The following is a 21891-nucleotide window of genomic DNA, read 5'->3' on the forward strand; positions in this document are numbered from 1 at the left end:
GAAGCAGTGCTGAAATGATGAAAACTCCCGAGCGACAGACGTCGAGGGCGGCCGGCTGGTCGCGGCGGACAGGCGCTTTTTCCGCGATCCTGCTGCTGACCGTTCTTGTCGGCCACCGCTATCGGCTTGTTGAGACGCCGGCTTTCCTTTGGGTGCTCGGCATTGTCGCGCTGCTTGCCGCCTTTGCGCTGCTGTTCGCCGGATTTGCCTTTTCGAGACTGTGGAATTTCGGCGACCGAGGCGGTCGCGATCTCACCGTCGGCACGCTGCTGGCACTGCTGGTGCTTGTTCCTTTTGGCATTGCCGCCTACTGGGCGGCGACTTCTCCGCCGCTCAGGGACATCTCGACGGATTTCGATGATCCGCCGGTGCTCGACACCAGCACCCGGACCGGGGATATGAACGCGCTTTCGCCGCCGACCCCGGGCGAGCGGCGGCTGCAGACCGAGACCTATCCGCTGGTCACCGGACGCAGCTACAATCTGCCTTTCGATCGGGTCCTGGAAGCCGTCGAAACCGTGCTCGGTCGTCGGGACTGGCAGCTTGCGGCGCCGTTTCCGCGTGCGATCGGGCAAAGCGAGGTGACGATCAACGCCCTGGCCAGGAGCTTCATCCTCAGCCTTCCCGCCGACGTCGCCATCCGTGTGACCGACGATGGCGATGCGGTCCTCGTCGACATGCGTTCGGCCTCGCGTTACGGCCGCTACGACCTTGGCGACAATGCGGCCCGCATCGTGGATTTCCTGGCCGAGCTGGATCAGGAAGTCGCCGGCCAGGTCGGTACGGCCCCGGCCGAGTGACGTCCAGAGCATTTTTACAGCCAAAGCGGAATCGCTTTGACGCCACAGAAATGCGGCCGATACAATCAGTGGTTGACTATGCGAACAGGCTATTCGGCCGGCTCGAATTCACCCTTGAGCAAAATTGTCTCCACCGGCCCAAGCGGATTGATGATCCGGCTCTCCAGGACTTCGACAAGCTTGCGTCCGACAGCCGCCATATCGACGGAATGAACTTCGATCTTTGCCGGCAGGAAGCGTGCCAGCCGTGTGCTGTCACGCGTGACGATGTGAACGTCGCTCCCCGGCGCAAGACCTCTTTTGCCAAGAGCGTGCAGCGCCCCCAGCAGGCCGAGTTCGTTGGCGCATGCCAGGCCTGTCGGCGGATCTGAACAAGCCAGCAAGCGATCGAACCAGGCTGCGCTCGATTCCATGGTGAACATGCCATGACCGATCAGCGCTTGGTCGATCGCAATGCCGGCCTCGGCCATTGCCCTTGCATAGCCGGAAAGACGCATGGCACTCGCCTGATCCTCAGGAACCAGAAGTTGCAGTGCAATGCGTCGACAGCCCTTGTCCATGAGCCGTCGGGTTGCCTCGTAGGCAATCTGTTCATTGTCGACATCGACATAGGGATACGCGGTGTCCAGGTCAGTTCTTCCAAACGCGACGAATGGCATGCGTTGATCCAGCAGCAGCTTGACGCGCGGATCACCCGACACCAGACGCGTGATGATCAGTCCGTCCGTGCTGCGCGCCTGAAGCTGCCGCTGCACGCTCTCGACGGGATCGTCGTCGGGCGTGGTGGAATAGATGGACAGACTATAACCGGCTTTTCGCGCCGCCAGCGTCATGCCTTCGATCAAAGGCAGCTTCAACAGATCGGACAGATGATCTCGGGTCTCCATCGGCAGTACTGCCGTCAGCGTCAGCGTTCGACCGGTCTTGAGCGCACGACCATGATGATTTGGCAGATAGCCGACCCGCTTGGCCGCCTCCTTGACGCGGGCAATGGTCGAGGGCTGCACTTCCGGCCCATCCTTGAGAGCGCGGGACACCGTGGTCACCGAGAGGGAAAGTTCCGCCGCGATCTGCTTTAGATTGGCCATTGTTCGCCCGACTTCATTTGCGAAAGCGCCGGCTGACTTGCTGACCGCCATAACGTTACCGGATTCGACATCCCGGTCAATCCGAACGCCCGTCGCAAGCAGCTTGACTCCTGCGTGTTCTGATGCAATCGTAACGTTACGATTACGAATAAATGGCCATTTCAGGCAATATTTGATGACGTTGGGGAGGAGAACCTATGTCCTGGCTGCGCATTTCCTTAACAGCATTCGCGATCTCGGCTGCCGTGCCCGTCCATGCCCAAACACTCACCATCACGACCGCAGGCGGCGATTATGGCAACGCCATGAAAGAGGCCATGTGGGGCCCTGCTGCAAAAGAGCTAGGTTATGATGTCCGCGAGGAGACCCTGAGCGACGGCCTGGCCGCCTTGAAGATGCAGGTCACCTCGGGGGCAATTGCGACCGACATTATCCACCTCGGCTCGCCGGAAGGCGCCCAGGCCGCCGCACAATCGCTGCTGGAGCCCCTCGACTACAAGATCATCGATGCCAAATCCGTGCCGGAGGGTGCCGCGTCCGACTACTGCTATCCCTTTGATTCCTATGGCACCGTCCTGTCGTGGAACACCAAGACCTATGGCGACAACCCGCCGATGACCTGGGCCGAGTTCTGGGACGTTGCCAAATTCCCGGGCCGCCGCGCGTTGCGCGCCAATGCGCAGGACTCGATCGAGATCGCGCTTCTCTCCGATGGCGTGGCGCCGGCGGAGGTCTATGCCGTGCTCAGCACGCCGGAAGGGCTGGAGCGCGCCATCAAGCGGCTTGAAGCGATTAAACCGGATGTCGCCGTGTGGTGGACCTCGGGAGCCCAGTCCGCGCAGCTGCTGAAGGACGGTGAGGCGGATCTGGTCGTTACCTGGAACGGCCGGGCAGAGACCGTGAAAAAGGATGGCGGCGCGGCTGACTACACGTTCAAGGGGTCGGTCATCGGCACGGACTGCCTTGGGGTGCCGAAGGGCGCGCCGAACAAGGAAGCCGCGATGAAGCTCATCGCAGCGATGACGCAGCCCGCGCGTGTTGCGAAGCTGACCGATTTCATTGCCTACGGCCCGGTCAATCCTGCGGCCTATGAGGGTGGCCTGATTCCCGAGGACCGTCTGAAGACGCTTGCGACCGCGCCTGAAAATGCCGGCACTTCGGTGTTTTCGAATTCACAATGGTGGGTCAAGAACGGCGAGGCTGCCCAACAAGCCTTCGATGAGATGATGGCCCGCTGAGCCTCGGCTCACTAGGCTGGAGCAGATGATGAAGTCGCTCCCGATCACCATCGACAGCGTCAGCAAGGCTTACGGGTCCTACGTCGCACTGGATGATGTCTCGCTCGACATTCAAGCTGGCGAGTTCCTCACGCTGCTGGGGCCATCGGGTTCGGGCAAGACCACGCTGCTCATGGCTCTGGCCGGTTTTGTCCGGCCGGATTCCGGCAGGCTGTTGTTGGGCGATCGCGACGTCACCCGCCTGGCGCCCAACAAACGCGACATCGGCATCGTATTCCAGAATTACGCCTTGTTTCCCCACATGAATGTCCTGGCGAATGTCGCGTATCCGCTGGCGCTGCGCAAGACGCCGAGAGCGGAGGCGCGCCAGCGGGCGCTTGCCACCCTGGCCCGCGTCAAGCTGGACGGCCTGGCGGAGCGCAATATCGCCGCACTGTCCGGCGGCCAGCGTCAACGGGTGGCGTTGGCGCGGGCAATCGTCTTCGAACCGCGCGTCATGCTGATGGACGAGCCGCTGTCGGCGCTCGACAAGAATCTGCGCGAAACCATGCAGTACGAGATCCGGCGTCTGCACGATGACCTGGGGATCACCACAATCTATGTGACCCACGACCAGCGCGAAGCGCTGATCATGTCCGACCGGATTGCGGTGATGAATTCTGGCCGCATCCAGCAGATCGATACGCCGCAGCGGATCTATGATCGTCCATCGACCCGCTTCGTCGCCGAGTTCATGGGCGAGGCCAACATCGTGCCGCCGGGCTCGGTGCGCAGGATCGACGGCGCCGAAGCGTCAGGCGAGACCCTGATGATTCGCGCCGAAAGCTTCCATCTTGATGCCAAGCTCGTCGGTGCAGACGCAGTGGCTCTCGAAGGAACACTGCGCGCCAAGGCGTTCCGCGGCGAGAACTGGCTTTTGACGCTGGCGCTTGACGGTGGCCAGGAGGTCCTTGTCTGCATTCCGGCAGCGCTGGCCGGCGGCTGCGCCGAGCTTGCCGCCGGTCAGCTTATGACCGCCTATGCACCAGCAGCGAAGGTTCACGCCATACCGGGAGCGCTGGCGTGACCGTCACTGTGGATCCAGCGCTGCTGGCGGATGCGCGCCGCGAGCGGCGGTTTTTTCTTTCGCTTTCGCTGCCGGCGCTGTTCATCGTTGGACTGGCGGCGATACTGCCCATCCTTTGGATCATCCGGCAATCTTTTTTGACCACAGGCGGTGAGTACACTGTCGGCAACTACGCGAAAGTGCTTTCGAGCGGACTGACATGGTCGGCGCTCGTCACCACCCTTGAACTGTCCCTCGGCACGCTGGCGATCTGCATTGTTCTGGGCACCCCGCTGGCACTCGCCTTGGCCAGCGCCAGGCCAAGGGTGGCCAATGTGCTGATGGCTTTCGTCATGCTGCCGTTGTGGACCGCTATCCTGGTGCGCACCTATGGCTGGCTCGTGCTGTTGCGGCGCGATGGCCTGGTCAACGCGGCCTTGACTGGTTCGGGCCTGACGGCGGAGCCTTTGCCGCTGGTCTATAATTTTACCGGAACGCTGATCGGCATGGTTCACTACATGCTGCCGATCTTCCTGCTGCCGGTCTATGCCGCGATGCGCGATATCGACCCAAACCTCGTTCGCGCGGCAGCGAGCATGGGAGCGACGCTCGGGCAGGTCATCCGCACCGTCATATTGCCGCTTTCGGCCGGCGGCATCTTCTCGGGCTCGGTCATCGTCCTCATCTATTCCATTGGTTTTTTCATCACGCCGGCGGTGCTTGGCGGCGGCAAGGTAAATCCTCTCTCCACCCGGATCGAGCGTGCGCTATCGACCTTTCAGGATTGGGGGTCGGCAAGCGTCGTGGGCATTCTGCTCCTCGTTCTCATGGCGCTGATCGGTGTAATGCTGCTGGCGGCACGCCGCCTGCTGGCCCAGAACACGGTGGCAGCCGCCCATGCTTGAAGCCTATCCGCAAAACCGGCTCGCCCGCATTGTCCTGTGGAGCTTTGCTGCTCTTGTCATGGCATTTCTGATGTTGCCGACGCTCGTGGTGGTGCCGCTTTCGTTTTCGGCGTCCAATCTCCTCGAGTTTCCGCCGCACGCCTACTCGTTGCGCTGGTACGAGAATTTTTTCGGCTCGGCGACGTGGATGGCAGCACTCAGGACCAGCCTGATCCTTGGGACATTGACGGCGCTGATTGCGGTGCCGTTTGCGCTGCTCGCCTGCATCTCGATGAATCGGCTCGGCGGCAAGACCGCAGCGTCCATCCAGGGCGTTCTGCTCACCCCCTCGGTCACCCCGGGAATCCTGCTGGCGATCGGCCTCTTCTTTGTGCTGGCGGCGCAACGTCTGGTTGGAACGCTGTTCGGTGTGCTGGTCGGACATGTGGTGCTGGCCGTTCCGGTGGCATGCATTGTGCTGTTGCCCGCCCTGGCTCGCTTCGACTGGAACCAGGTTCAGGCGGCGCGCAGCTTCGGCGCGGACTGGGCCAGGGCTATTGGCGGAATAATCGTTCCGCAACTTCGGCTCAGCCTGTTGTCGGCGACTTTGATGGCGTTCCTGACGTCGCTCGACGAGTCCGTGATATCGATCTTTATCGCAAGTGGTCGCAACAGCACGATGCCGAAGCTCATGTTCATCTCGCTGCGCGATCAGATCGATCCGACCATTGCGGCGATCTCGACATTGTGGACCGCCATTGTTGTGGTCGTCGTCGTGATCGTCGCCCTTCGCCAAAAATCCTGACCGAGCCAAAAATCCTCACCGAGCCAATATCCTGATCAAGATGGGAAGCATGCCCCAAAATCATCACGCGGCCGGTGCTCCGGCGGACCGATCGACCGACATCCCTCAGGTAGGCTTGGCCATCATCACCGGGTCGGCAAACTGGGGGCTTGCCTTCCCGGAAGACGTCGGCTTCGAGGGCGTGCGCACGCTGCGGCGCGACATGAGTTTTGAAACGCCTTTCGGTCGTACCGACAACTGGAAGTTGCTCGAGTTCGATGCCTCGATTTCAGCCGAAGGCGGAGCAAAGCGGGCGTTGTGCATGTATTCGCACGGCAATCCCCGCGACCATATCGACCATTCCTGCCATCGCCGCGCGTTCTGGGTGTTGATGCAAGCGGGGGTGCGGCAAGTCCTCGCCTGCTCGACCGTTGGCGCCGTCAACAAGGCGATCCAGCCCGGCGACATGGTGGTGCCCGCCGATATCATCGAACTGACGCAGACCCCGTTTTCACTGCTTCCGGACCGCCAGAGTTTTGACTGTTCGGGCAAGCAGATCGTATGCCCAAGATGCGCGGCGGTTCTGGCCGAGACGGCCCGCCGCCATTGGCCATCCCGCGTGCATGGCATCGAACAGCAGCTGGTCGCTGCCCATTGTTATGGGCCGCGGCTGACAACCCCGGCCGAAGCCTTGGCCTATCGCGGCATGGGGGCGGACGTGCTCAACCACTCCATCGCCCCCGAGGCGACACTGGCGCGCGAGATCGGCGCCTGCTTCGTGCCCTGTGCGTTCGTCACGGCGGGTTTCAACGACTATATGGACCGCAACCGCCAGAAATTGCTGCAGGAGGACGTGCTGCCCAATCTGTCCATGACAGCCTCGCTTGTCGCGCTGGAGACCGGCGCGCGACTTCCGGCCAATCCGCAATGCTCTTGCCAAGGTCTGAAGTCGCCTCAACCTGAAGAGCGTTCCAGCCGGTTCTGAGGTTTGAGGAGCGCAGTGCGAGTTCTGGCGGGATTTTTTAGCCAGGCAGGCTGAAAATGCCGTCGATGTCAGGGTCGCCGTCGGTGCTCACCAGGCCGCGCGCCACCAGGTCCTCGAGATGGGCAAGCACCGACAGCCCGGCGGCGCCGTGCAGGCGCGGATCGGTATCCCGATAGATCGCCGCGACCATCTCCTCGATCGTCCGGTCGCCGCTTCTGATCCGCTCCAGGATCGCTTGCTCGCGCATCCTGCGATGCGCCTTCAACGCGCGCATGAAGCTGCGCGGCGCTGTCACCGGCCCGCCATGGCCGGGCAGCAGCAGGCGGTCGTCGCGCTCGATCAGCCGATCCAGCGAGGCCATATAGTCGGCCATGGCGCCGTCCGGCGGCGCAACGATGGAGGTCGCCCAGGCCATGACATGATCGGCCGAGAACAGGATACCGGTTCCTTCCAGCGCAAAGGCTGCGTGGTTGGCGGTATGGCCCGGCGTCAGCACCGTTCTGATCGCCCAGCCGTCGCCGTCGACCACCATATCGTCGGCAAGCGCGGTATCCGGATTGAAGGCGGTGTCGGCGCTGGCGTCGAGCGGATTGATTTCGCCTGTGCGCAGCGGCCTCGCCGGCCGATGCGGACCCTCGGCCAGGATAATTGCACCGGTGTGCTGCTTCAGCCGCGCTGCCAGCGGAGAATGGTCGCGATGCGTGTGGCTGACGAAAATATGGCTGACCGGCCTGTCTGCGATCACCGCGAGCAGTGTCTTGAGATGCGCCTCGTCATCCGGCCCAGGATCGACCACCGCCAGCGTCTCGCGCCCGACGATGTAGCTGTTGGTGCCGTAGAATGTGAACGGGCCGGGATTTTCCGCGGTGATCCGAACCACGTCGGGCGCAACGGTCACGCCTTGGCCGTAGGCCGGATCGAAGTCTGTGTCGAATTTCAGCGCCATGGCAGTTCAGCCCAGTTCCAGAGGCGGCAAAACCGATGTCGGCAAAACCGATTGCCGCATAGCACGGAAGCCAATATAGGAAAACGCAAGGCCGCGATCTGCGGCAATCCGCAATGAGGAAGACCATGGCAATTGCAACGACGCCGCTTGTTTCTCTCGCTCTGCCTGAAAAGGGCGCGGCCCGCCTGGCGACGCAGCTTTTGCTGGCGATCGTTGGAACGCTGCTGCTGACCTTGTCGGCCAAGACCAGGGTTTTGCTCGGACCGGTCGACATCTCGATGCAGACCTTGGCCGTCTTTCTGATATCAGCTGCATTCGGCATGCGCCTCGGCGTCGCCACGCTGCTTCTCTACATGGCAGAGGGCGCCATGGGCTTGCCGGTCTTCCAGGGCACGCCGGAAAAGGGCATCGGCATTGCCTACATGCTCGGCTCGACCGGCGGCTATCTCTTCGGCTTCGTCGTCATGGCGGCGATCGTCGGCTGGGCCGCTGATCGCGGCTGGGATCGCCATCCGGTCAAGCTCTTCAACGCGATGCTGGTTGCCGAAATCATCATGATGGCGATGGGCTTTGCCTGGCTGGCGCTGCTCATCGGCCCGGAAAAGTCGTGGCGGTTCGGCGTCGTGCCGTTCATCGTCGGCGACCTGATCAAGGTCGGTCTGGCGGCGAGCCTTGTGCCGGCCGTCTGGTCGCTGCTCAGGCGCCCCTGAACTCTCGGGGGCGCAGCACTGATCGGCAAGCACAGGAATGATCCTGTTTCAGCGACGGCTCGTCGGGAACGCAGGGCGGCGCCAATTGGCCGGCATCTGCTGTGCAACGATTTGCTAACGATTTGCTAACGATACCGTCACACAATGGTCAAGACTAAGGACTAAGCACCACAACAGCCGGCGATTCGTGGCGAGCCAGTGTAACCAGGCGGCTACACATCGGCGCAATCGTTCGATACCGCTGGTTGCGTGGCTAAAAAATAATGCGGCTCGATAGCTTGTTAAGCATAGCTAAAGTTGATGGACAAATAGCAGGAATTTTCGCCGAACCGCCCTGATTCCCGCGACACAGCTGCTCGCCGGTATCGTTGCGCTGTCGCAACCCTTGACATCGACCATGCCGAAGACCGCCGAGAGCGAGACGCGTGATTAGCCCAAAAAAAACAACTGTCAAGGCGACTTCATCGTTGCAACGGCCCGCGGTCGCCGCCGCAGCGCGCTGGTATGCCGCCAGCGTTTTTCCGGGAAAAGAAGACGTCGCCGGACGGCATCTCCGGCTGCAGGGGTTTCACCCGTTTATACCTCGCTGCGAGAAGACCATTCGTCATGCCCGGCGCATCGAGACGCGACCGGCAGCCTATTTCCCAGGTTACATGTTCATCGCCCTCGATGTCGCGCTGCAGCGGTGGCGCTCGGTCAACGGAACGTTCGGTGTGCGCTCCCTCATCATGCAGGGCGAGCGGCCATTGCCGGTCCCGTCGGGTTTGGTGGAGCGATTCATCGCCCTGACCGGCAAGGACGGCTTGCTTGATTTCAGCGGAGGCCTTACTGCGGGCGCTTCGGTTCGGATTCTCTCGGGCCCTTTCGCGGAGATGATCGGTCGCCTTGACCGGCTCGATCCAGCCGGAAGGGCCCGGGTTTTGGTTGCCATCATGAATGGCGAGATCCCTGTTGACTTGGATTCAAGGGAACTCGTCGCGATCGCATAATCGACGCTCGGTTATGCGATGCAAGCTGCTGCAAAGTCGGCTCTCGGTTTTCACCCGGGAGTGCGGTAGCCATTGGAGCCGGAGGATGTTGATGGACGTGGCAATGCAGAGCTGCTGGTTGCCTTCTCAGACGATCAGTTAATTGGTTTAGGGCTTCACGAATTTGAACACCTCTACCATCAACCTGCCCAACCAGAGGCACCTTCTGCTTCGGATGCGCTTTCAGCTGCTTGGCGGATTGACGTTTGCGATCCTGGTTCCAGCGCTCATTCGCATGTCGGTCGATCCCCGCGTAATCTGGTCATCGAACATGCAGGCCACCATTTTTGCGGCATTCGTGGCTCATACATCGGGCTACATGCTTTACAAGCGGATCGGCAACTTCCCCGGCGTGGCAGCGGCTGGCTACATCTTCCCCACATTCGCCCTGACGTACGGCCTTGTGTTCGTGACCATCTTCTTTTTCAGATTCGATTATAGTCGATTTCAAGCGGCAGCCAGCTTCATTCAATCGACCTTGTGGTATTTTGGCTTGAGCCTAGCCACGCGGCGAATGGAATCACACCGGCTGGCTATAATTCCGGGAGGGGATGTCGACAGGTTGGAGAGCATCCCAGGTGTGAGTTGGCACAGAGTTAATTCGCCCAACACAATTGTCGAGAATGCCAGCGGCGTGGTTGCTGATCTGCGGGCCGATCTTTCCGATGAGTGGGAGCGATACATCGCCGACCGCGCGCTGTCGGGCACGCCAGTCTATCATGTCAAACAGATAAGCGAGTCGCTTACAGGTCGAGTAGAAATAGAGCACCTTTCCGAGAATACCTTAGGATCTTTGAATCCAAACCAGGCTTATTTAAAAATTAAACAAGCAGTTGATTGGATATCTGCGCTATTTATTCTGGTGGCTTTCTCACCGTTGCTCCTGTTCGTGGCGGCGGCGATAAAATTTGACTCAGCTGGTCCGGCCTTGTTCAGGCAAGAGAGAATGGGTTACAGAGGAAAGATCTACGAAGTTTACAAATTTCGGACAATGAAACTCGGCGCCCCGGTTGGCGATGAAAAGGAAGAGGCCATCACAAAGGCCGGCGATGCGCGCATCACGCGCCTTGGGCAGTTCTTGAGAAAATCCAGGATCGATGAATTGCCGCAGGCTTTCAACATCCTGCGCGGCGAGATGAGCTGGATCGGACCGCGCCCGGAAGCACTCGTACTCTCCAAGTGGTACGAGGCCGAGCTGCCATTCTATCGATACCGCCACATCGTTCGGCCCGGCATTACGGGATGGGCGCAAGTCAACCAGGGCCACGTTGCGGCCGTCGACGATGTTCTGGAAAAACTTCACTACGACTTCTACTACATCAAGAATTTCTCCCCTTGGCTCGACGTGCTGATTGTGTTTCGCACCATCCGAACCATGCTGACGGGATTTGGCGCGCGTTGACAAATTGGCAAAGATCGCTAGTCGACACAGCCAAGCCGCCACTCACGAGCCTCACATCTCCAGTTTTTGAAATGGGTATTGTGATGTCCAAAGCCACGCTGATCAGCGTTGAGAATTATCGTCGTATCGACTCCGGAGAAGCACAATGACCAGGAAAACCGCACTCATCACCGGCATCACCGGCCAGGACGGCGCCTATCTGGCGGAACTTCTTTTGGCAAAGGGCTACGATGTCCATGGCATCAAGCGGCGGTCGTCGTCTTTCAATACGGGGCGTATCGATAATCTCTACCAGGATCCGCATGAAAAGGACGTAAGGCTGTCGCTGCACTATGGCGACATGACCGACGCCACCAACCTCATCCGCATCGTTCAGGAAGTGCAGCCTGACGAGATCTACAATCTCGCCGCACAATCGCATGTTCAGGTGAGTTTCGAGACCGCGGAATACACGGCAAATGCCGACGCGATCGGCACGTTGCGTCTCCTTGAAGCCATCCGGCTGCTTGGCCTGACAAAAAAGACGCGTTTTTATCAGGCATCGACTTCCGAGCTCTACGGCAAGGTGCAGGAGATCCCGCAGCGGGAGACGACGCCTTTCTATCCTCGTTCGCCCTATGCGGCAGCAAAGATTTATGCCTACTGGATCACCGTGAATTACCGCGAAGCTTACGATATTCATGCTTCCAACGGCATCCTGTTCAATCACGAAAGCCCGATGCGCGGCGAGACCTTCGTCACCCGCAAGATCACGCGCGCGGCGGCTGCAATCAGCCTGGGCCTTCAGGACAAGCTCTATCTCGGCAATCTGTCGGCTGAACGGGATTGGGGCCATGCCCGCGACTACGTCGAAGGCATGTGGAGAATCCTTCAGCATGAAGTGCCGGACGACTACGTTCTTGCAACCGGGGTGAAGAACTCGGTCCGCCGCTTTGTCGAGCTTGCATTCAGCGAGGTCGGGATCGAGATCGAGTGGGCCGGTTCCGGCGTCGACGAAAAAGGCATCGACGCGAAATCGGGCACCGTTCTGATCGAGGTGGACCCGCGCTACTTCAGGCCGACCGAGGTAGAGCTTCTGATCGGCGACGCCTCGAAAGCGGAGCGCGTTCTCGGGTGGAAGGCGACAACGTCGCTCGCCACGATGGTCCAGGAGATGATCCAGTCCGACCTCGAAACGGTAAGGCGGGAGTCCGAACATCGGCGCCTCGATGAGGACCGCATTCGCGTTGCGGCACAGTAAGCGACGTTGGGCCGGGTCGACATGAAAATCTCGGTCTTGACGGTCTGTTGGAATTCCGCGGCGACAATCCGGCATACGGTCGACAGCTTCCTCGCCCAGGATCATGGCGCCAAGGAACTGGTGGTCATCGACGGCAATTCGTCCGATGATACCCTGGCAATAGTCCGGTCTTACCCACAGGATCAGATCCGGCTGGTCAGCGAGCCCGACAGCGGAATGTATGATGCACTCAACAAGGGGCTGCGTCTCTATACCGGAGACGCGGTAGGCGTGCTGAATTCAGACGATTGCTTTCACGATCGCAAAGTGCTGGGATGGATATCCGCAGGGCTCGAGACAGCCGACATCGTGCATGGCGACCTGGATTTTGTCGAAGACCATCTGAGCAGGCGGGTCGTGCGCCGCTGGCGTGCTGCGGCCCGGCCCGCCAAGGGCTTTCGGACCGGATGGATGCCCGCGCATCCAACGTTCTACGTCAGACGGAAGGTTGCGGACGCGGTCGGTGCATTCGATCTCAGCCTCAAAGTGGCATCGGATTATGATTGGATGTTGAGAGCTGTTGAACTCCACGGATTCCGGACCGCTGCTACCAGCCACGTGTTGGTGGACATGATGGTTGGTGGGGTCAGCACGCGGGATCTCCGCTCATATATAGAGCACAATATAGAGGCTCTTCGGTCTCGACGCCGATGGCTTGGATCCGGCATCATAGACTATGCCCTCGTTGCAAAGCCTGTCCGAAAACTAGGACAGCTTTTTGCAAGATAGCGCAACGATTCGAAGCGCAAGCAGGTCTCTTTGCGTCATCAAGCGATATGGTCCGCGTCCGCCGGAAGCGGGGCCGCAAGGTCAGACCAATACAGTGTGTGATCCGAGGCGACGTTATTTGCCGCCAGGGAATTTAAACCCTAAAACGGTTAGATGAATTCGAGAACATGTAATTGCTCCTTCCAAGGTGTAAGCTAGGACCCATGCCATGAACATAATTCGGACAATGAGGCTCATCCTTGAGCATCCTGGTAATCGGTATGGCAAAGTCGCAGCGTTAGCTCGATTTGTCCGTTGGCAAATCGCTTCGCGACTGGCATTGGGTTCGATTGCCGTTCCATTCGTGAACGACACAATTTTGTTAGTTGCAAACGGGATGACGGGTGCCACCGGAAACATTTACAATGGCCTTCTTGAATGGGAGGAAATGGGCTTTGTCCTTCATTTTTTGCGTCCCGAAGAGCTCTTCGTCGACGTCGGAGCGAACGTGGGCGCCTATTCCGTGATGGCGGCGGGAGGAGTTGGGTCCTCTTGTGTCTGCATAGAACCGATCGAATCCACGTTTGTTCATCTGCGCCGAAACATTGCCATTAATTTCCTCGACAGCCGTGTAGAGCTCCATAATGTTGGCGCAGGTTCAGAAGATGGATCAATTGGGTTCATCAACAATGCTGATACGAGAAATCGAGTAGCAATTGATGGAGAGGCATTCATCCCGGTCGAGGTCAAAAGAGTCGATGACCTCCTGGAAGGAAGAATGCCGGTTTTGATTAAAATTGACGTTGAGGGGTTTGAGCCTGCCGTTCTTGCTGGGGCGAGTAGAACGCTTGAGCTGGAGAGCTTGCAAGCAGTGATTGTGGAGGTCAATGGGCAAGAAAAGAGATATGGCTTCGCTGCTGATTCTGTCCGAGGCGCACTCGCGGCGGCCGGCTTTACAAGGATAAGGTACGAACCTCGAACACGGGAAATTCTGCGGGATACGTTTGATGCGGATGGCAACGCTATATTTGTCAAAAACGTCGAACGGGCACATGACAAAGTGCGAAAATCGCCCGAATACCGAACTCTAATTGGCAAAATTTGAGCGCAGGCTGGCTCACGCCCGCATTTATAGCATGCAATTTACCTGGAAGAAGCCGGCACCCACTTCCGAACTAGAGAATAGAAAAGTTTGACAGCAAAGAGCCGAAAAGGAGCGCTTCTGGGGCGCCTGTCGGGTGTATCCAAGTCCGGACTTTGGGCCTTGGTTGAGCAAATTAGTATGCCTACTTTGCAGTTGCTGTTAACTGTTCCGCTGATCTACTCTGTTGGCTTGAGTGGGTATGGCCTGTGGACCTTCAACTTATCGCTTGCGAGCGTACTTGGTGCAGCAACTCCCGGTATCGGTATGGCTGCTACTCAGTTGATATCTGCCGAGGTCGATCGCACGAAGCGGTCCGCGGCAATCAGCTTGATTGTGTTCGGCGGCTTAGCGGTTTCAGTTCTTTCAGGTGGAATTGCGTTCCTGCTGTCTAGTGTTGTCCTTCGCAGTCACCCGCCACTGATCTGGACTGAGAATAATATAGATATTGTAAGATTTGTCTTGCTTGCAGTACTCACTGCGATTGCATTGCAGTGGGATATGATATGCGCCGCGACACTGAGAGCGCAAAGTCGTTTTAAGGAGAATGCGCTATGTGAGGTGTCTACGCGGTTATTTAGCATTGGAAGTGTAGCCACGGCCGGAATGCTCAGTTTTCCATTGACTCAGCTTTTAGTTATAAACCTCCTGTGTATAATTTTGCGCGGTGGTGTGAAAGCATTTGTGGCAACAAGGGGAATTGAAAAATTTGGCCTCCACGAGGTGCTCGGATTGCTTTCGCCGGCCGTTCATTATGCCGTTTTGCAATGGGTAAATAACATCTCTTCTCTCTTATACTCGTCAGCAGATCGTATTGTGCTTGGATATTTTGTGCCCGCAGAAATAGTTGCCGTGGCGAGCCTCTGCGGCGAGATGAACCAGCAGATACAGTCACTTCCTAGAGCATACTTTTCACCCATACTTCCAGAGCTGATCAGGCTAGATCGCGCAAACGACAAGGTTGGGTTTCAGACTATCTTGCTGAGAAGCTCTGCAGCCATAAAGCGTATAATAATAGTGTTGTCACTGGCGTCAATTGCAATCGGGCCGCCTTTGGTCCTTTTGTTAACTCAATCAAGCTTTATGTACCAGGACCTTATGGTTATTTATTGCTCATATACGTTGTCATATGTGGCAATTGCTATGATCATCGTCCCTTACTTCTCTCTTATAGGTCGAGGGGAGTTGCGATGCGCAAATTTGCTAACCATTGGCGGGGCAGTTGCGAACCTGGTGGCTGCTGTGGCGCTGGGATCGCTGCTGGGAGCAGCCGGCGTCGCGCTGGGGCGAATCTTCTATGCCGTCCCATTCATACCTTGGCGAAAGTGGGAGAGCACGAGGACATGAAATTTCAGTCCGAGGCTCGTCGAAATCAAGCGCTGGTGGCTGGGGCGCGTCCTAGCGTTCGGATCCGCAAGAACAGCAGCCTGAGCTTGGACCGGTTGATGCTGGTCGCGCTTGTTGGGCCTGCGGTTGCTGGCGTTTTGAGGAAATTGACACCGACGCAGCCAGTGCAATTTGAGGCGCTGCCAGTCTCAATATTTCTTGCACTTGTTTTCATCGGACTTGTCAAAGTCAACAAAAATCGACCCTCAGTGGCCTATGGATGGATCGTCAGTTGGATCGCGCTCGTGGCAGTTTACGCTGTTCCTGCGTTTGCAATCGACACTATGCTTGGAATTCAAGCTCTTCTGTTGGGCGTCGGGGCTCCAATGCTTGGATTGGCAATCCTCACATACGACCGGCCAGGGGATTTAACGAAGCTTGTTAGAGCGGCAAAGATCTTCGTTTTGGTTATAGCGCTTCAGTTCCCTCTGGGCATTGTGATGCTTGTTTTGGGCAACGACGCGCTGCCGAGCGTTTTTAGGGCGAACGCTATCGAGCTTCTAGCAGGGAAGGAGTTTCGTATCGGGCAAGCAACGCTTGCTGGCTATTTTACCACTGCGCCCGTTAACTCAATCGCATCGCTGTGTGCATTTGGTTTTGCTTCGGCACTTGTCTTGAGGTCAAGAAGTTCAAAAGAGCGGCTAGTTCGGTTGGCTGTCGCTCTGATGATACTCGCTGTAATATGGATGACGGCCCGTAGAGGTGCTTTATTTAGTGCCCTTTTTATCGCTTTCATTCTACTGGCAATCGAAATTCGAGTTCATCGTGGCCGTCTGATCTTCGCGCTTTTCGCAGCGAGTCCTGTAGCGATTTTTTCCATAGCGCTCTTTTGGGACAGTGTTAACAGCGTTATCTTTGGCGAAAGAATGGTTTTACTTAATGAAGGTCAGTTGGACATAGGTGAAAGAATAAATTCGATCTTCTTAAAATTTGTTGTCGAATGGATAAATTTGGCGCCATTTGGTAATTTCAGCGGGTATGCTTCTGGAGCTGGGAAGGCGTTCGAGGTGCGTGACCTTAGTATGGCTGCAGAAGTCGGCGCTGCAATGATTGTGGCAGAGAATGGAGTTCTGGGTCTCCTATTATTCACAGCGATATTTATCGTTTTGCAAATTGAGATGGTAAGGAGAATCAGAAAATCAGGCCAGTATTGGTGTGGACCGCTGGTGGCATTGCATTTTGTTCTGTTTGTGCTGTTCTTTTTCAAGGAGAATTCGGTGCTATTTCCTGGATTAATTGGATCCCTGTGCTACTGGTCATTGCCCGGGCTGGTGGCCGTAGGAACTTCCGAAATCGCGAGTCCGGGTTATTGGCGTACCAGCCGGGCGGGCGCAGATCGCTATGGACGCGAGAGACGGAGCTGAAGGTACTTGAGAGGATAGATGGCATGTATCCAATTGTTCTGATAGCGCCGACGTTCTCGGATGAGCAGGTTCTCCGTTTTCCTTTTGTCTCCCCAGCGGCGTCCGCTTGGATACGAGGCTTGGTTGACGCGTTGGAGACGTTTGGTCATGTGGACAGAAGTTTTTGGTTTTCAAACGAATCGTCGTGGCCACGTGGACCTTTTCTGCAGCCTGGAATGGAGATCAAGTCGTCCTCGATTGGGATGAAGCTGGTGAAATTCCTCAACCTTCCGGCTATCAAGCGCAGGTCCATTAGCCGTGCACTGGAGAGAGCGGTTTGTGCCGAGGTAAGTCGTGAGGCTTTCGTTTTTGTCTACGGGCAGGGAACGCTTTCCGCAGCTGCAGTTAAACGCATCGGCAACTTGGTCCAGCGCGTGGTCGTTATCGTTCCCGACGCGCCGTCTAATACAGCTGGGTTAGACTTAGTCAAGGAAGTCGCAAAAGTGGCGACAGGTGGGTTGCTCTATTTGCCCGCAAGCATAGGATCTCTGCTGGGGGGGCGGCGCTGTATGGCGTTTCATGGGACGGTTCCCCACGTCGCGGAAGTCTCAGCCCCAAAAGTCGGAACAAGGAAGAGGCTCGTATTCGTCGGCGGTGTCGACAAGGTAAGTGGATCTGATTTCCTAGTTCGAGCACTTAAGCGAATCGACCTGTCAGACGTTGACGTTGTTGTTGCGGGTCGGGTTAGCGACGTGCAGTCAGCGGTGGCTTTAAAAGAAATGGGCGCTCAAGTCATGGGGTTTTTGAATGCAGCCGAGCTAGACGCCGCGTGCTCTGACGCGTATGCGTTTTTGAATCCTCGCGACCCAAGCTTCTCAGCGTCCGATACCAATTTTCCCTCAAAGATATTGAAATATATGTCTTATTCTCGTCCTATTTTATCAACCGATACGGCAGGCATGCCGCGTGACCTCGTTTCCGTTCTAGGTTGTAGTGGTGTGGGAAGCCCGGATAGTTTTGCTGACAGGGTTGATGGGATTCTACGCCAGCCAGAGTCGCAATGGATTGCCGCGGCTACACAAGTCAGAAATTTCGCAATTGAAGAATACTCCGTCCAGAGTAGCGCTAGAAAAATTGCGAAATTCATTGGCGTTCCCACGCCTTGTTTAATATGAAGGGCTCGTCAAATGAGTAGACTGAAGGAAGTGTTTCGAAAGGTCGGATTTAACGTAACCAGAATTGGCCCGAATACTGACCCATGGTCGCGAAGAATCGAGTTGCTGCGGCAGCGAAAGATCGGTTGTGTTCTCGATGTGGGCGCACACTATGGTGGCTTTGGAAGTGCACTTTACAGGGCGGGCTTTGATGGGGCTCTGATCTCGTTTGAACCTCTGCCTCAGGCCCTCGATGCGCTACGCCGTCGCGCGTCCCGCCAAAAGAGATGGTCGGTTGTGCCAGTTGCGATCGGCGACCATGATGCTACGACAGAATTCTCCGTCTCTTCGCGAACCACTTCGAGTTCGCTATTTGCAATGACAGCCCTGGCGGAGAGCGCAGCAAATGCGAGAGAGGAAAGCAGGATATCGGTCCCTATGCGTTCAATCGATAGCTATTGCAAGGAGAAGTTGCCTGGCGTCGAGAAGGTGTATCTAAAGTGCGATGTTCAAGGAGCAGAGTTTCTGGTTATTCAGGGCGCAATGGAGACTATGGTTCGTGCGGAGGTGGTCGAATTGGAGCTATCTCTGGTTCCATTGTACGAGTCTTACTGGGAGTTCTCGGAAGCCCTGAGATGGTTCTCTGATCACGGGTTTAATATCTGGTCGATCGAGCCGGGTTTCGCTGATCAGGAGTCCGGTCGCGTCTATCAGGTTGACGTGATTTTTGCTCGAAAAACATAGATATACTGCGATGGTAACGATATGACAATATATGTTATACAGAAGCGGATCGCGGAATATCGAATAGGAGTATTTAACGCAATTGCGCGTCGGCGAAAGGACTTGATCGTTTGTTCTCAGGAGCCGCCAAAAAGCCAGACTAACTTCAAATGGATGCATCTACAGTTCGACAAAAAGAAAGTTGGACAGCATGCGTGGAACATTCCATTTGATGCAGAGAATGATATACTGATTACGGGCCTTGATCTCCGTAACCCATCACTTCTTTCGATAATCTTTAGCTCCCGTGGTCAGGTTGTAGTCTGGAGTCATGGTTTCGGAAGAAGATGGGGCAGTTTTTTTATGCGACCCTTGCGGCTAATCGCGGCTGCCCGGGTAACTGCTTCGATGTTTTACACAGAGTCGGGCAGAGACCAATTTGCGCGCTGGGTTGCAAATGACAAACTCTTTGTAGCGAGAAATACGATAGCGCTTGCGTGCTTTGAAGCGGATCCGACAGTGTGCCGTGACAGCTACCTTTACTTCGGTGACTACCGCGATGAAAAGGGGTTGATGGAGCTTCTGGACGCTTTTGCTATCGTAGCGGCAGAGCACCCGAGCTTGCGCCTCGTGTTGGTCGGAAGTGGGCCGATAGAGGCGTCCATGAAAACAAAGGCAAACAGGGGTGGCTTTTCTGATCGCATTGAATTTCATCCTAGGACGAGTACACCCGAGGCGCTAAAAAAATTCCTTGATCGAGCGATCGCAACTGTGTCGCCGTGGCACGTCGGTCTCTCCGTCGTTCAATCGTTTTGGGCCGGCGTTCCAGTGGTAACTCGCCCTGGCAATCGGCACGCGCCTGAGTTCGAATATTGTGTGGAAAACGAGAACACCTTATTTTATCGCGGTGGCTCTAGTGAGTTAGCACGGGTGATGGCGCGCTTACTTAACAGTGAGCTACGAGAAGAGATGGCTAGAAATGCCCGCAAGTATTACATTGAAAAGCTCGACATCGAAAACATGGTTCAAGGGTTCGAGGCGGCGATTTCATTTTGTGAGGAACGTCGAATTCTCCGACCGAACATCTGATGGTTGATGCAATGCGCAGAAATACTGATGGGGTGTACGGATCGGGGCGTTTAGGTTGTTGCAAGCAGCTTGACAAGAATTACAGATAGGGAAAATACGTGTCAATATTTAGAAATGTTCGTTCCCGAATCGGAAGCTTCAAAAAGCCAATAGAACCAACGTTTGCAACCGTAAGGTTGCGCGGGCTTGCGATCGTAGTGCCGCTTCATGAGACAGTCGGTTGGAGATTGTATTGGGATAGAGCCTATGAGGAAGAACTTCTCGATTACTTCGAGAAAGAACTGTCTGAAGGCAGTTTTTGCGTCGATGTTGGAGCCAACCTTGGTTATATTTCCTGTTACCTCTGGAAAATAGTTGGTAATGGAGGGGAAGTATTGTCATTTGAGCCGGATCCATTGATCGCCAGTCTGGCAGAATTCAACATTGAGTTAAACGGATACGACGGCAGCAAAGTTGCTAAGGTGGCGCTATCAGACACTGACGGCGATGCTCAGTTTTTCCGCTCTGGTGACTCTGGCTATTCCGGACTTCGTGATACAAAGCGCCGCGCAGTAAGATCAATGATCACGGTCCCGCAGAGGCGGTTGGGCGACTTTCTTTTGGCTGCAGGGCGGAGAGCAGATCTGATCAAGATTGATGTCGAGGGAGCGGAATTCGCTGTAATGCGAGGTGCCCAAGAGGTTCTTTCTGACCCTGAACTCAAGCCAAGGGTAATCGTTCTGGAAACAAGTGAGATCAATCAGAAGGCATTCGGGTACACATCCTCGGACCTAGTGTCATTCATGGCGACTTTTGGCTATCGTGCCGTGACATTCGATCGGGAAAAGCTAGACGGCCTGTCCGGTAACATTATCTTTCGCGGTTGACGGTGTCAGTCAGCTCCACGGAGCTGACGAGAATATAACTTCAGTGAATACTGTTTTGAGAAGCGCATGAAAATAGTACAAATAGTTGCGTCGATCGAAGCGGAGGCCTCTGGTCCCTCGTACTCTGTCTTACAGCTTGCTAGGGCAATGGAGAAAAGTGGAAAGGAAGTGGAGCTGATATCATTAGGGGGGCCACTCGATACCTTGGACGGAAAATTTAGAAATAGAAAATTTACTCGTGATTATGAAAGATTCGGTCAACTTAAAAAACTCGGCCTATCGTCCAAGATGAGGAAGGGGTTGGTCGAGGTCGCAGCTGGGGCCGAGGTACTTCACACGCACGGCCTGTGGATGATGCCAAACGTTTATCCAGCCCGTGTCGCAAAAGCCTTTAAAGTGCCATTTGTCATATCGCCTCGAGGCATGCTTAGTCCGGCGGCCTTAGAATATTCAAGAGCAATAAAGTCTGTCTTTTGGTTTATCGCGCAACGATCAGCACTCAGGGAAGCAAATCTTATTCACGCTACTAGCGAGCAAGAATACGAGGATATCCGTACCTTTGGTCTGAGGCAGCCGGTCGTAATTTTACCCAACGGGGTCGGAATCTCTCATCCGCAGTGTTCCGATTTTGAGCGTTCGGCTGTTGTTCTGTATCTCGGCCGCTTGCATCCGATCAAGCGTATTGAGACACTCTTGAAGGCATGGGCCCAACTAGAAGACGTCTTTCCTAATTGGACGCTCGAGATTCGGGGTCCAGGTGAGCCAAATTATGTCAAGAAGTTGAAGCAAGAGGCCATACAGTACCGCCTGAAGCGATGCATCTTTGGTGATCCGGTGTATGGCGAAAAAAAGTACGAACTCTATAGGACAGCGGCGGTATCCGTGTTGCCATCGTCATCAGAAAATTTCGCAATGACTGTTGCAGAGAGCTTAGCATGCGCAACCCCCGTAATTACCACGAAAGCGACCCCGTGGCGCGGGCTTGAGACGTATGGATGTGGATGGTGGGTCGACCCGGGGGTGGAGCCACTGAAGCATGCGCTTCACGCCGCCCTCACATCAGGGATGATCGAGCTTCACCAAATGGGTACCCGCGGCCGAAATTGGATGATCCGGGATTTCGCATGGTCGGGAATAGCAGAGCGGATGATTGAAGCCTATAGTTGGTTACGAGGTCAAGGCTCCCCACCACCTACGATCATTCTTTAGCCTCTGCAAGCGACTAGTTTGAACTATTGGCGCGGCAGAGACGGCCCGCAGTGTTGTCTCACCAACTAGCATTTGAACTCAAA

The 21891-nt window shown here is 56.3% G+C and carries 20 protein-coding genes and 2 pseudogenes; 19 read left to right on the forward strand and 3 right to left on the reverse strand.

The window, feature by feature from the left end; translation table 11 throughout:
• The first annotated feature begins 14 nt into the window (after positions 1-14).
• A complete protein-coding gene (locus AC0L3H_RS25800; RefSeq protein WP_473587333.1) occupies positions 15-800 on the forward strand; it encodes a DUF1499 domain-containing protein in 786 nt (261 codons plus the stop codon).
• Between the two features lie 89 nt (positions 801-889).
• Here AC0L3H_RS25800 and AC0L3H_RS25805 read toward each other — a convergent pair whose 3' ends face one another.
• Positions 890-1645 carry a substrate-binding domain-containing protein gene (locus AC0L3H_RS25805; RefSeq protein ID WP_473587356.1) on the reverse strand — a complete coding sequence of 252 codons (756 nt, stop codon included), beginning with the start codon at positions 1643-1645 and terminating at the stop codon, positions 890-892.
• Between the two features lie 159 nt (positions 1646-1804).
• Positions 1805-1939: pseudogene (locus AC0L3H_RS25810) on the reverse strand (hypothetical protein); the annotation flags it as partial.
• 146 nt (positions 1940-2085) lie between these two features.
• On the opposite strand from AC0L3H_RS25810, the gene AC0L3H_RS25815 reads away from it, so the two are divergent.
• From AC0L3H_RS25815 to AC0L3H_RS25835, 5 genes are read left to right on the forward strand one after another with little or no spacing between them, the layout of a single operon-like run.
• On the forward strand, positions 2086-3126 hold the full coding sequence (locus AC0L3H_RS25815; protein WP_473587334.1) for an ABC transporter substrate-binding protein: 1041 nt from the start codon (positions 2086-2088) through the stop codon (positions 3124-3126).
• A gap of 28 nt (positions 3127-3154) precedes the next feature.
• Entirely contained in the window at positions 3155-4192 is a 1038-nt protein-coding gene (locus AC0L3H_RS25820; protein ID WP_473587335.1) for an ABC transporter ATP-binding protein, read from the forward strand.
• Complete coding sequence (locus tag AC0L3H_RS25825; protein WP_473587336.1) at positions 4189-5076, forward strand: ABC transporter permease; 888 nt, start codon at positions 4189-4191, stop codon at positions 5074-5076. The genes AC0L3H_RS25820 and AC0L3H_RS25825 overlap by 4 nt, the downstream gene beginning before the upstream one ends.
• Positions 5069-5860 (forward strand): ABC transporter permease, encoded by a 792-nt coding sequence (locus AC0L3H_RS25830; RefSeq protein ID WP_473587337.1) that lies wholly within the window; start codon positions 5069-5071, stop codon positions 5858-5860. Before AC0L3H_RS25825 ends, AC0L3H_RS25830 begins: the two co-directional genes overlap by 8 nt.
• A gap of 49 nt (positions 5861-5909) precedes the next feature.
• Positions 5910-6824 (forward strand): phosphorylase family protein, encoded by a 915-nt coding sequence (locus AC0L3H_RS25835; RefSeq protein WP_473587338.1) that lies wholly within the window; start codon positions 5910-5912, stop codon positions 6822-6824.
• Between the two features lie 37 nt (positions 6825-6861).
• Here AC0L3H_RS25835 and AC0L3H_RS25840 read toward each other — a convergent pair whose 3' ends face one another.
• The gene (locus tag AC0L3H_RS25840; RefSeq protein WP_473587339.1) at positions 6862-7770 is read right to left on the reverse strand and encodes an MBL fold metallo-hydrolase; all 909 of its coding nucleotides are present in this window, start codon (positions 7768-7770) and stop codon (positions 6862-6864) included.
• Positions 7771-7895: 125 nt separating this feature from the next.
• On the opposite strand from AC0L3H_RS25840, the gene AC0L3H_RS25845 reads away from it, so the two are divergent.
• The 13 genes and pseudogenes from AC0L3H_RS25845 to AC0L3H_RS25905 all read left to right on the forward strand — a co-directional run bounded on the left by AC0L3H_RS25845 (position 7896) and on the right by AC0L3H_RS25905 (position 21808).
• A complete protein-coding gene (locus AC0L3H_RS25845; protein WP_473587340.1) occupies positions 7896-8480 on the forward strand; it encodes a biotin transporter BioY in 585 nt (194 codons plus the stop codon).
• A 425-nt stretch (positions 8481-8905) separates the two neighbouring features.
• The gene (gene nusG / locus AC0L3H_RS25850; RefSeq protein WP_473587341.1) at positions 8906-9469 is read left to right on the forward strand and encodes a transcription termination/antitermination protein NusG; all 564 of its coding nucleotides are present in this window, start codon (positions 8906-8908) and stop codon (positions 9467-9469) included.
• Positions 9470-9632: 163 nt separating this feature from the next.
• The gene (locus tag AC0L3H_RS25855; protein ID WP_473587342.1) at positions 9633-10910 is read left to right on the forward strand and encodes a sugar transferase; all 1278 of its coding nucleotides are present in this window, start codon (positions 9633-9635) and stop codon (positions 10908-10910) included.
• 145 nt (positions 10911-11055) lie between these two features.
• Positions 11056-12175, forward strand: a pseudogene (gmd, locus tag AC0L3H_RS25860) (GDP-mannose 4,6-dehydratase).
• On the forward strand, positions 12172-12918 hold the full coding sequence (locus AC0L3H_RS25865) for a glycosyltransferase family 2 protein (protein ID WP_473587343.1): 747 nt from the start codon (positions 12172-12174) through the stop codon (positions 12916-12918). Before gmd ends, AC0L3H_RS25865 begins: the two are co-directional and overlap by 4 nt.
• 208 nt (positions 12919-13126) lie before the next feature.
• Positions 13127-14002, forward strand: coding sequence for an FkbM family methyltransferase (locus tag AC0L3H_RS25870; protein WP_473587344.1), 876 nt, complete (start codon positions 13127-13129; stop codon positions 14000-14002).
• A 177-nt stretch (positions 14003-14179) separates the two neighbouring features.
• The gene (locus AC0L3H_RS25875; RefSeq protein ID WP_473587345.1) at positions 14180-15385 is read left to right on the forward strand and encodes a lipopolysaccharide biosynthesis protein; all 1206 of its coding nucleotides are present in this window, start codon (positions 14180-14182) and stop codon (positions 15383-15385) included.
• Entirely contained in the window at positions 15382-16788 is a 1407-nt protein-coding gene (locus tag AC0L3H_RS25880; RefSeq protein ID WP_473587346.1) for an O-antigen ligase family protein, read from the forward strand. The genes AC0L3H_RS25875 and AC0L3H_RS25880 overlap by 4 nt, the downstream gene beginning before the upstream one ends.
• A 23-nt stretch (positions 16789-16811) precedes the next feature.
• Complete coding sequence (locus tag AC0L3H_RS25885; RefSeq protein ID WP_473587347.1) at positions 16812-17942, forward strand: glycosyltransferase; 1131 nt, start codon at positions 16812-16814, stop codon at positions 17940-17942.
• A 12-nt stretch (positions 17943-17954) separates the two neighbouring features.
• Entirely contained in the window at positions 17955-18665 is a 711-nt protein-coding gene (locus AC0L3H_RS25890; RefSeq protein ID WP_473587348.1) for an FkbM family methyltransferase, read from the forward strand.
• 102 nt (positions 18666-18767) lie between these two features.
• Entirely contained in the window at positions 18768-19733 is a 966-nt protein-coding gene (locus tag AC0L3H_RS25895) for a glycosyltransferase family 4 protein (protein WP_473587349.1), read from the forward strand.
• A gap of 98 nt (positions 19734-19831) precedes the next feature.
• Positions 19832-20599: an FkbM family methyltransferase gene (locus tag AC0L3H_RS25900; protein ID WP_473587350.1), complete on the forward strand. Its 768-nt coding sequence runs from the start codon at positions 19832-19834 to the stop codon at positions 20597-20599.
• Between the two features lie 66 nt (positions 20600-20665).
• Positions 20666-21808, forward strand: a complete 1143-nt coding sequence (locus AC0L3H_RS25905) for a glycosyltransferase (protein WP_287194784.1) — start codon at positions 20666-20668, stop codon at positions 21806-21808.
• The last annotated feature ends 83 nt before the right edge of the window (positions 21809-21891 follow it).

The sequence above is a fragment of the Mesorhizobium sp. WSM4816 genome, from assembly GCF_055811535.1.

Excerpts from the sequence above, each read along its gene's own strand:
- AC0L3H_RS25885 (WP_473587347.1), top strand. The coding sequence starts at position 16,812 with ATGTATCCAATTGTTCTGATAGCGCCGACGTTCTCGGATGAGCAGGTT.
- AC0L3H_RS25880 (WP_473587346.1), top strand. The coding sequence starts at position 15,382 with ATGAAATTTCAGTCCGAGGCTCGTCGAAATCAAGCGCTGGTGGCTGGG.
- AC0L3H_RS25905 (WP_287194784.1), top strand. The coding sequence starts at position 20,666 with ATGAAAATAGTACAAATAGTTGCGTCGATCGAAGCGGAGGCCTCTGGT.
- AC0L3H_RS25845 (WP_473587340.1), top strand. The coding sequence starts at position 7,896 with ATGGCAATTGCAACGACGCCGCTTGTTTCTCTCGCTCTGCCTGAAAAG.
- AC0L3H_RS25840 (WP_473587339.1), bottom strand. The coding sequence starts at position 7,770 with ATGGCGCTGAAATTCGACACAGACTTCGATCCGGCCTACGGCCAAGGC.
- AC0L3H_RS25820 (WP_473587335.1), top strand. The coding sequence starts at position 3,155 with ATGAAGTCGCTCCCGATCACCATCGACAGCGTCAGCAAGGCTTACGGG.
- AC0L3H_RS25835 (WP_473587338.1), top strand. The coding sequence starts at position 5,910 with ATGCCCCAAAATCATCACGCGGCCGGTGCTCCGGCGGACCGATCGACC.
- AC0L3H_RS25800 (WP_473587333.1), top strand. The coding sequence starts at position 15 with ATGATGAAAACTCCCGAGCGACAGACGTCGAGGGCGGCCGGCTGGTCG.
- AC0L3H_RS25890 (WP_473587348.1), top strand. The coding sequence starts at position 17,955 with ATGAGTAGACTGAAGGAAGTGTTTCGAAAGGTCGGATTTAACGTAACC.
- AC0L3H_RS25865 (WP_473587343.1), top strand. The coding sequence starts at position 12,172 with ATGAAAATCTCGGTCTTGACGGTCTGTTGGAATTCCGCGGCGACAATC.
- AC0L3H_RS25875 (WP_473587345.1), top strand. The coding sequence starts at position 14,180 with ATGCCTACTTTGCAGTTGCTGTTAACTGTTCCGCTGATCTACTCTGTT.
- AC0L3H_RS25830 (WP_473587337.1), top strand. The coding sequence starts at position 5,069 with ATGCTTGAAGCCTATCCGCAAAACCGGCTCGCCCGCATTGTCCTGTGG.
- AC0L3H_RS25870 (WP_473587344.1), top strand. The coding sequence starts at position 13,127 with ATGAACATAATTCGGACAATGAGGCTCATCCTTGAGCATCCTGGTAAT.
- AC0L3H_RS25815 (WP_473587334.1), top strand. The coding sequence starts at position 2,086 with ATGTCCTGGCTGCGCATTTCCTTAACAGCATTCGCGATCTCGGCTGCC.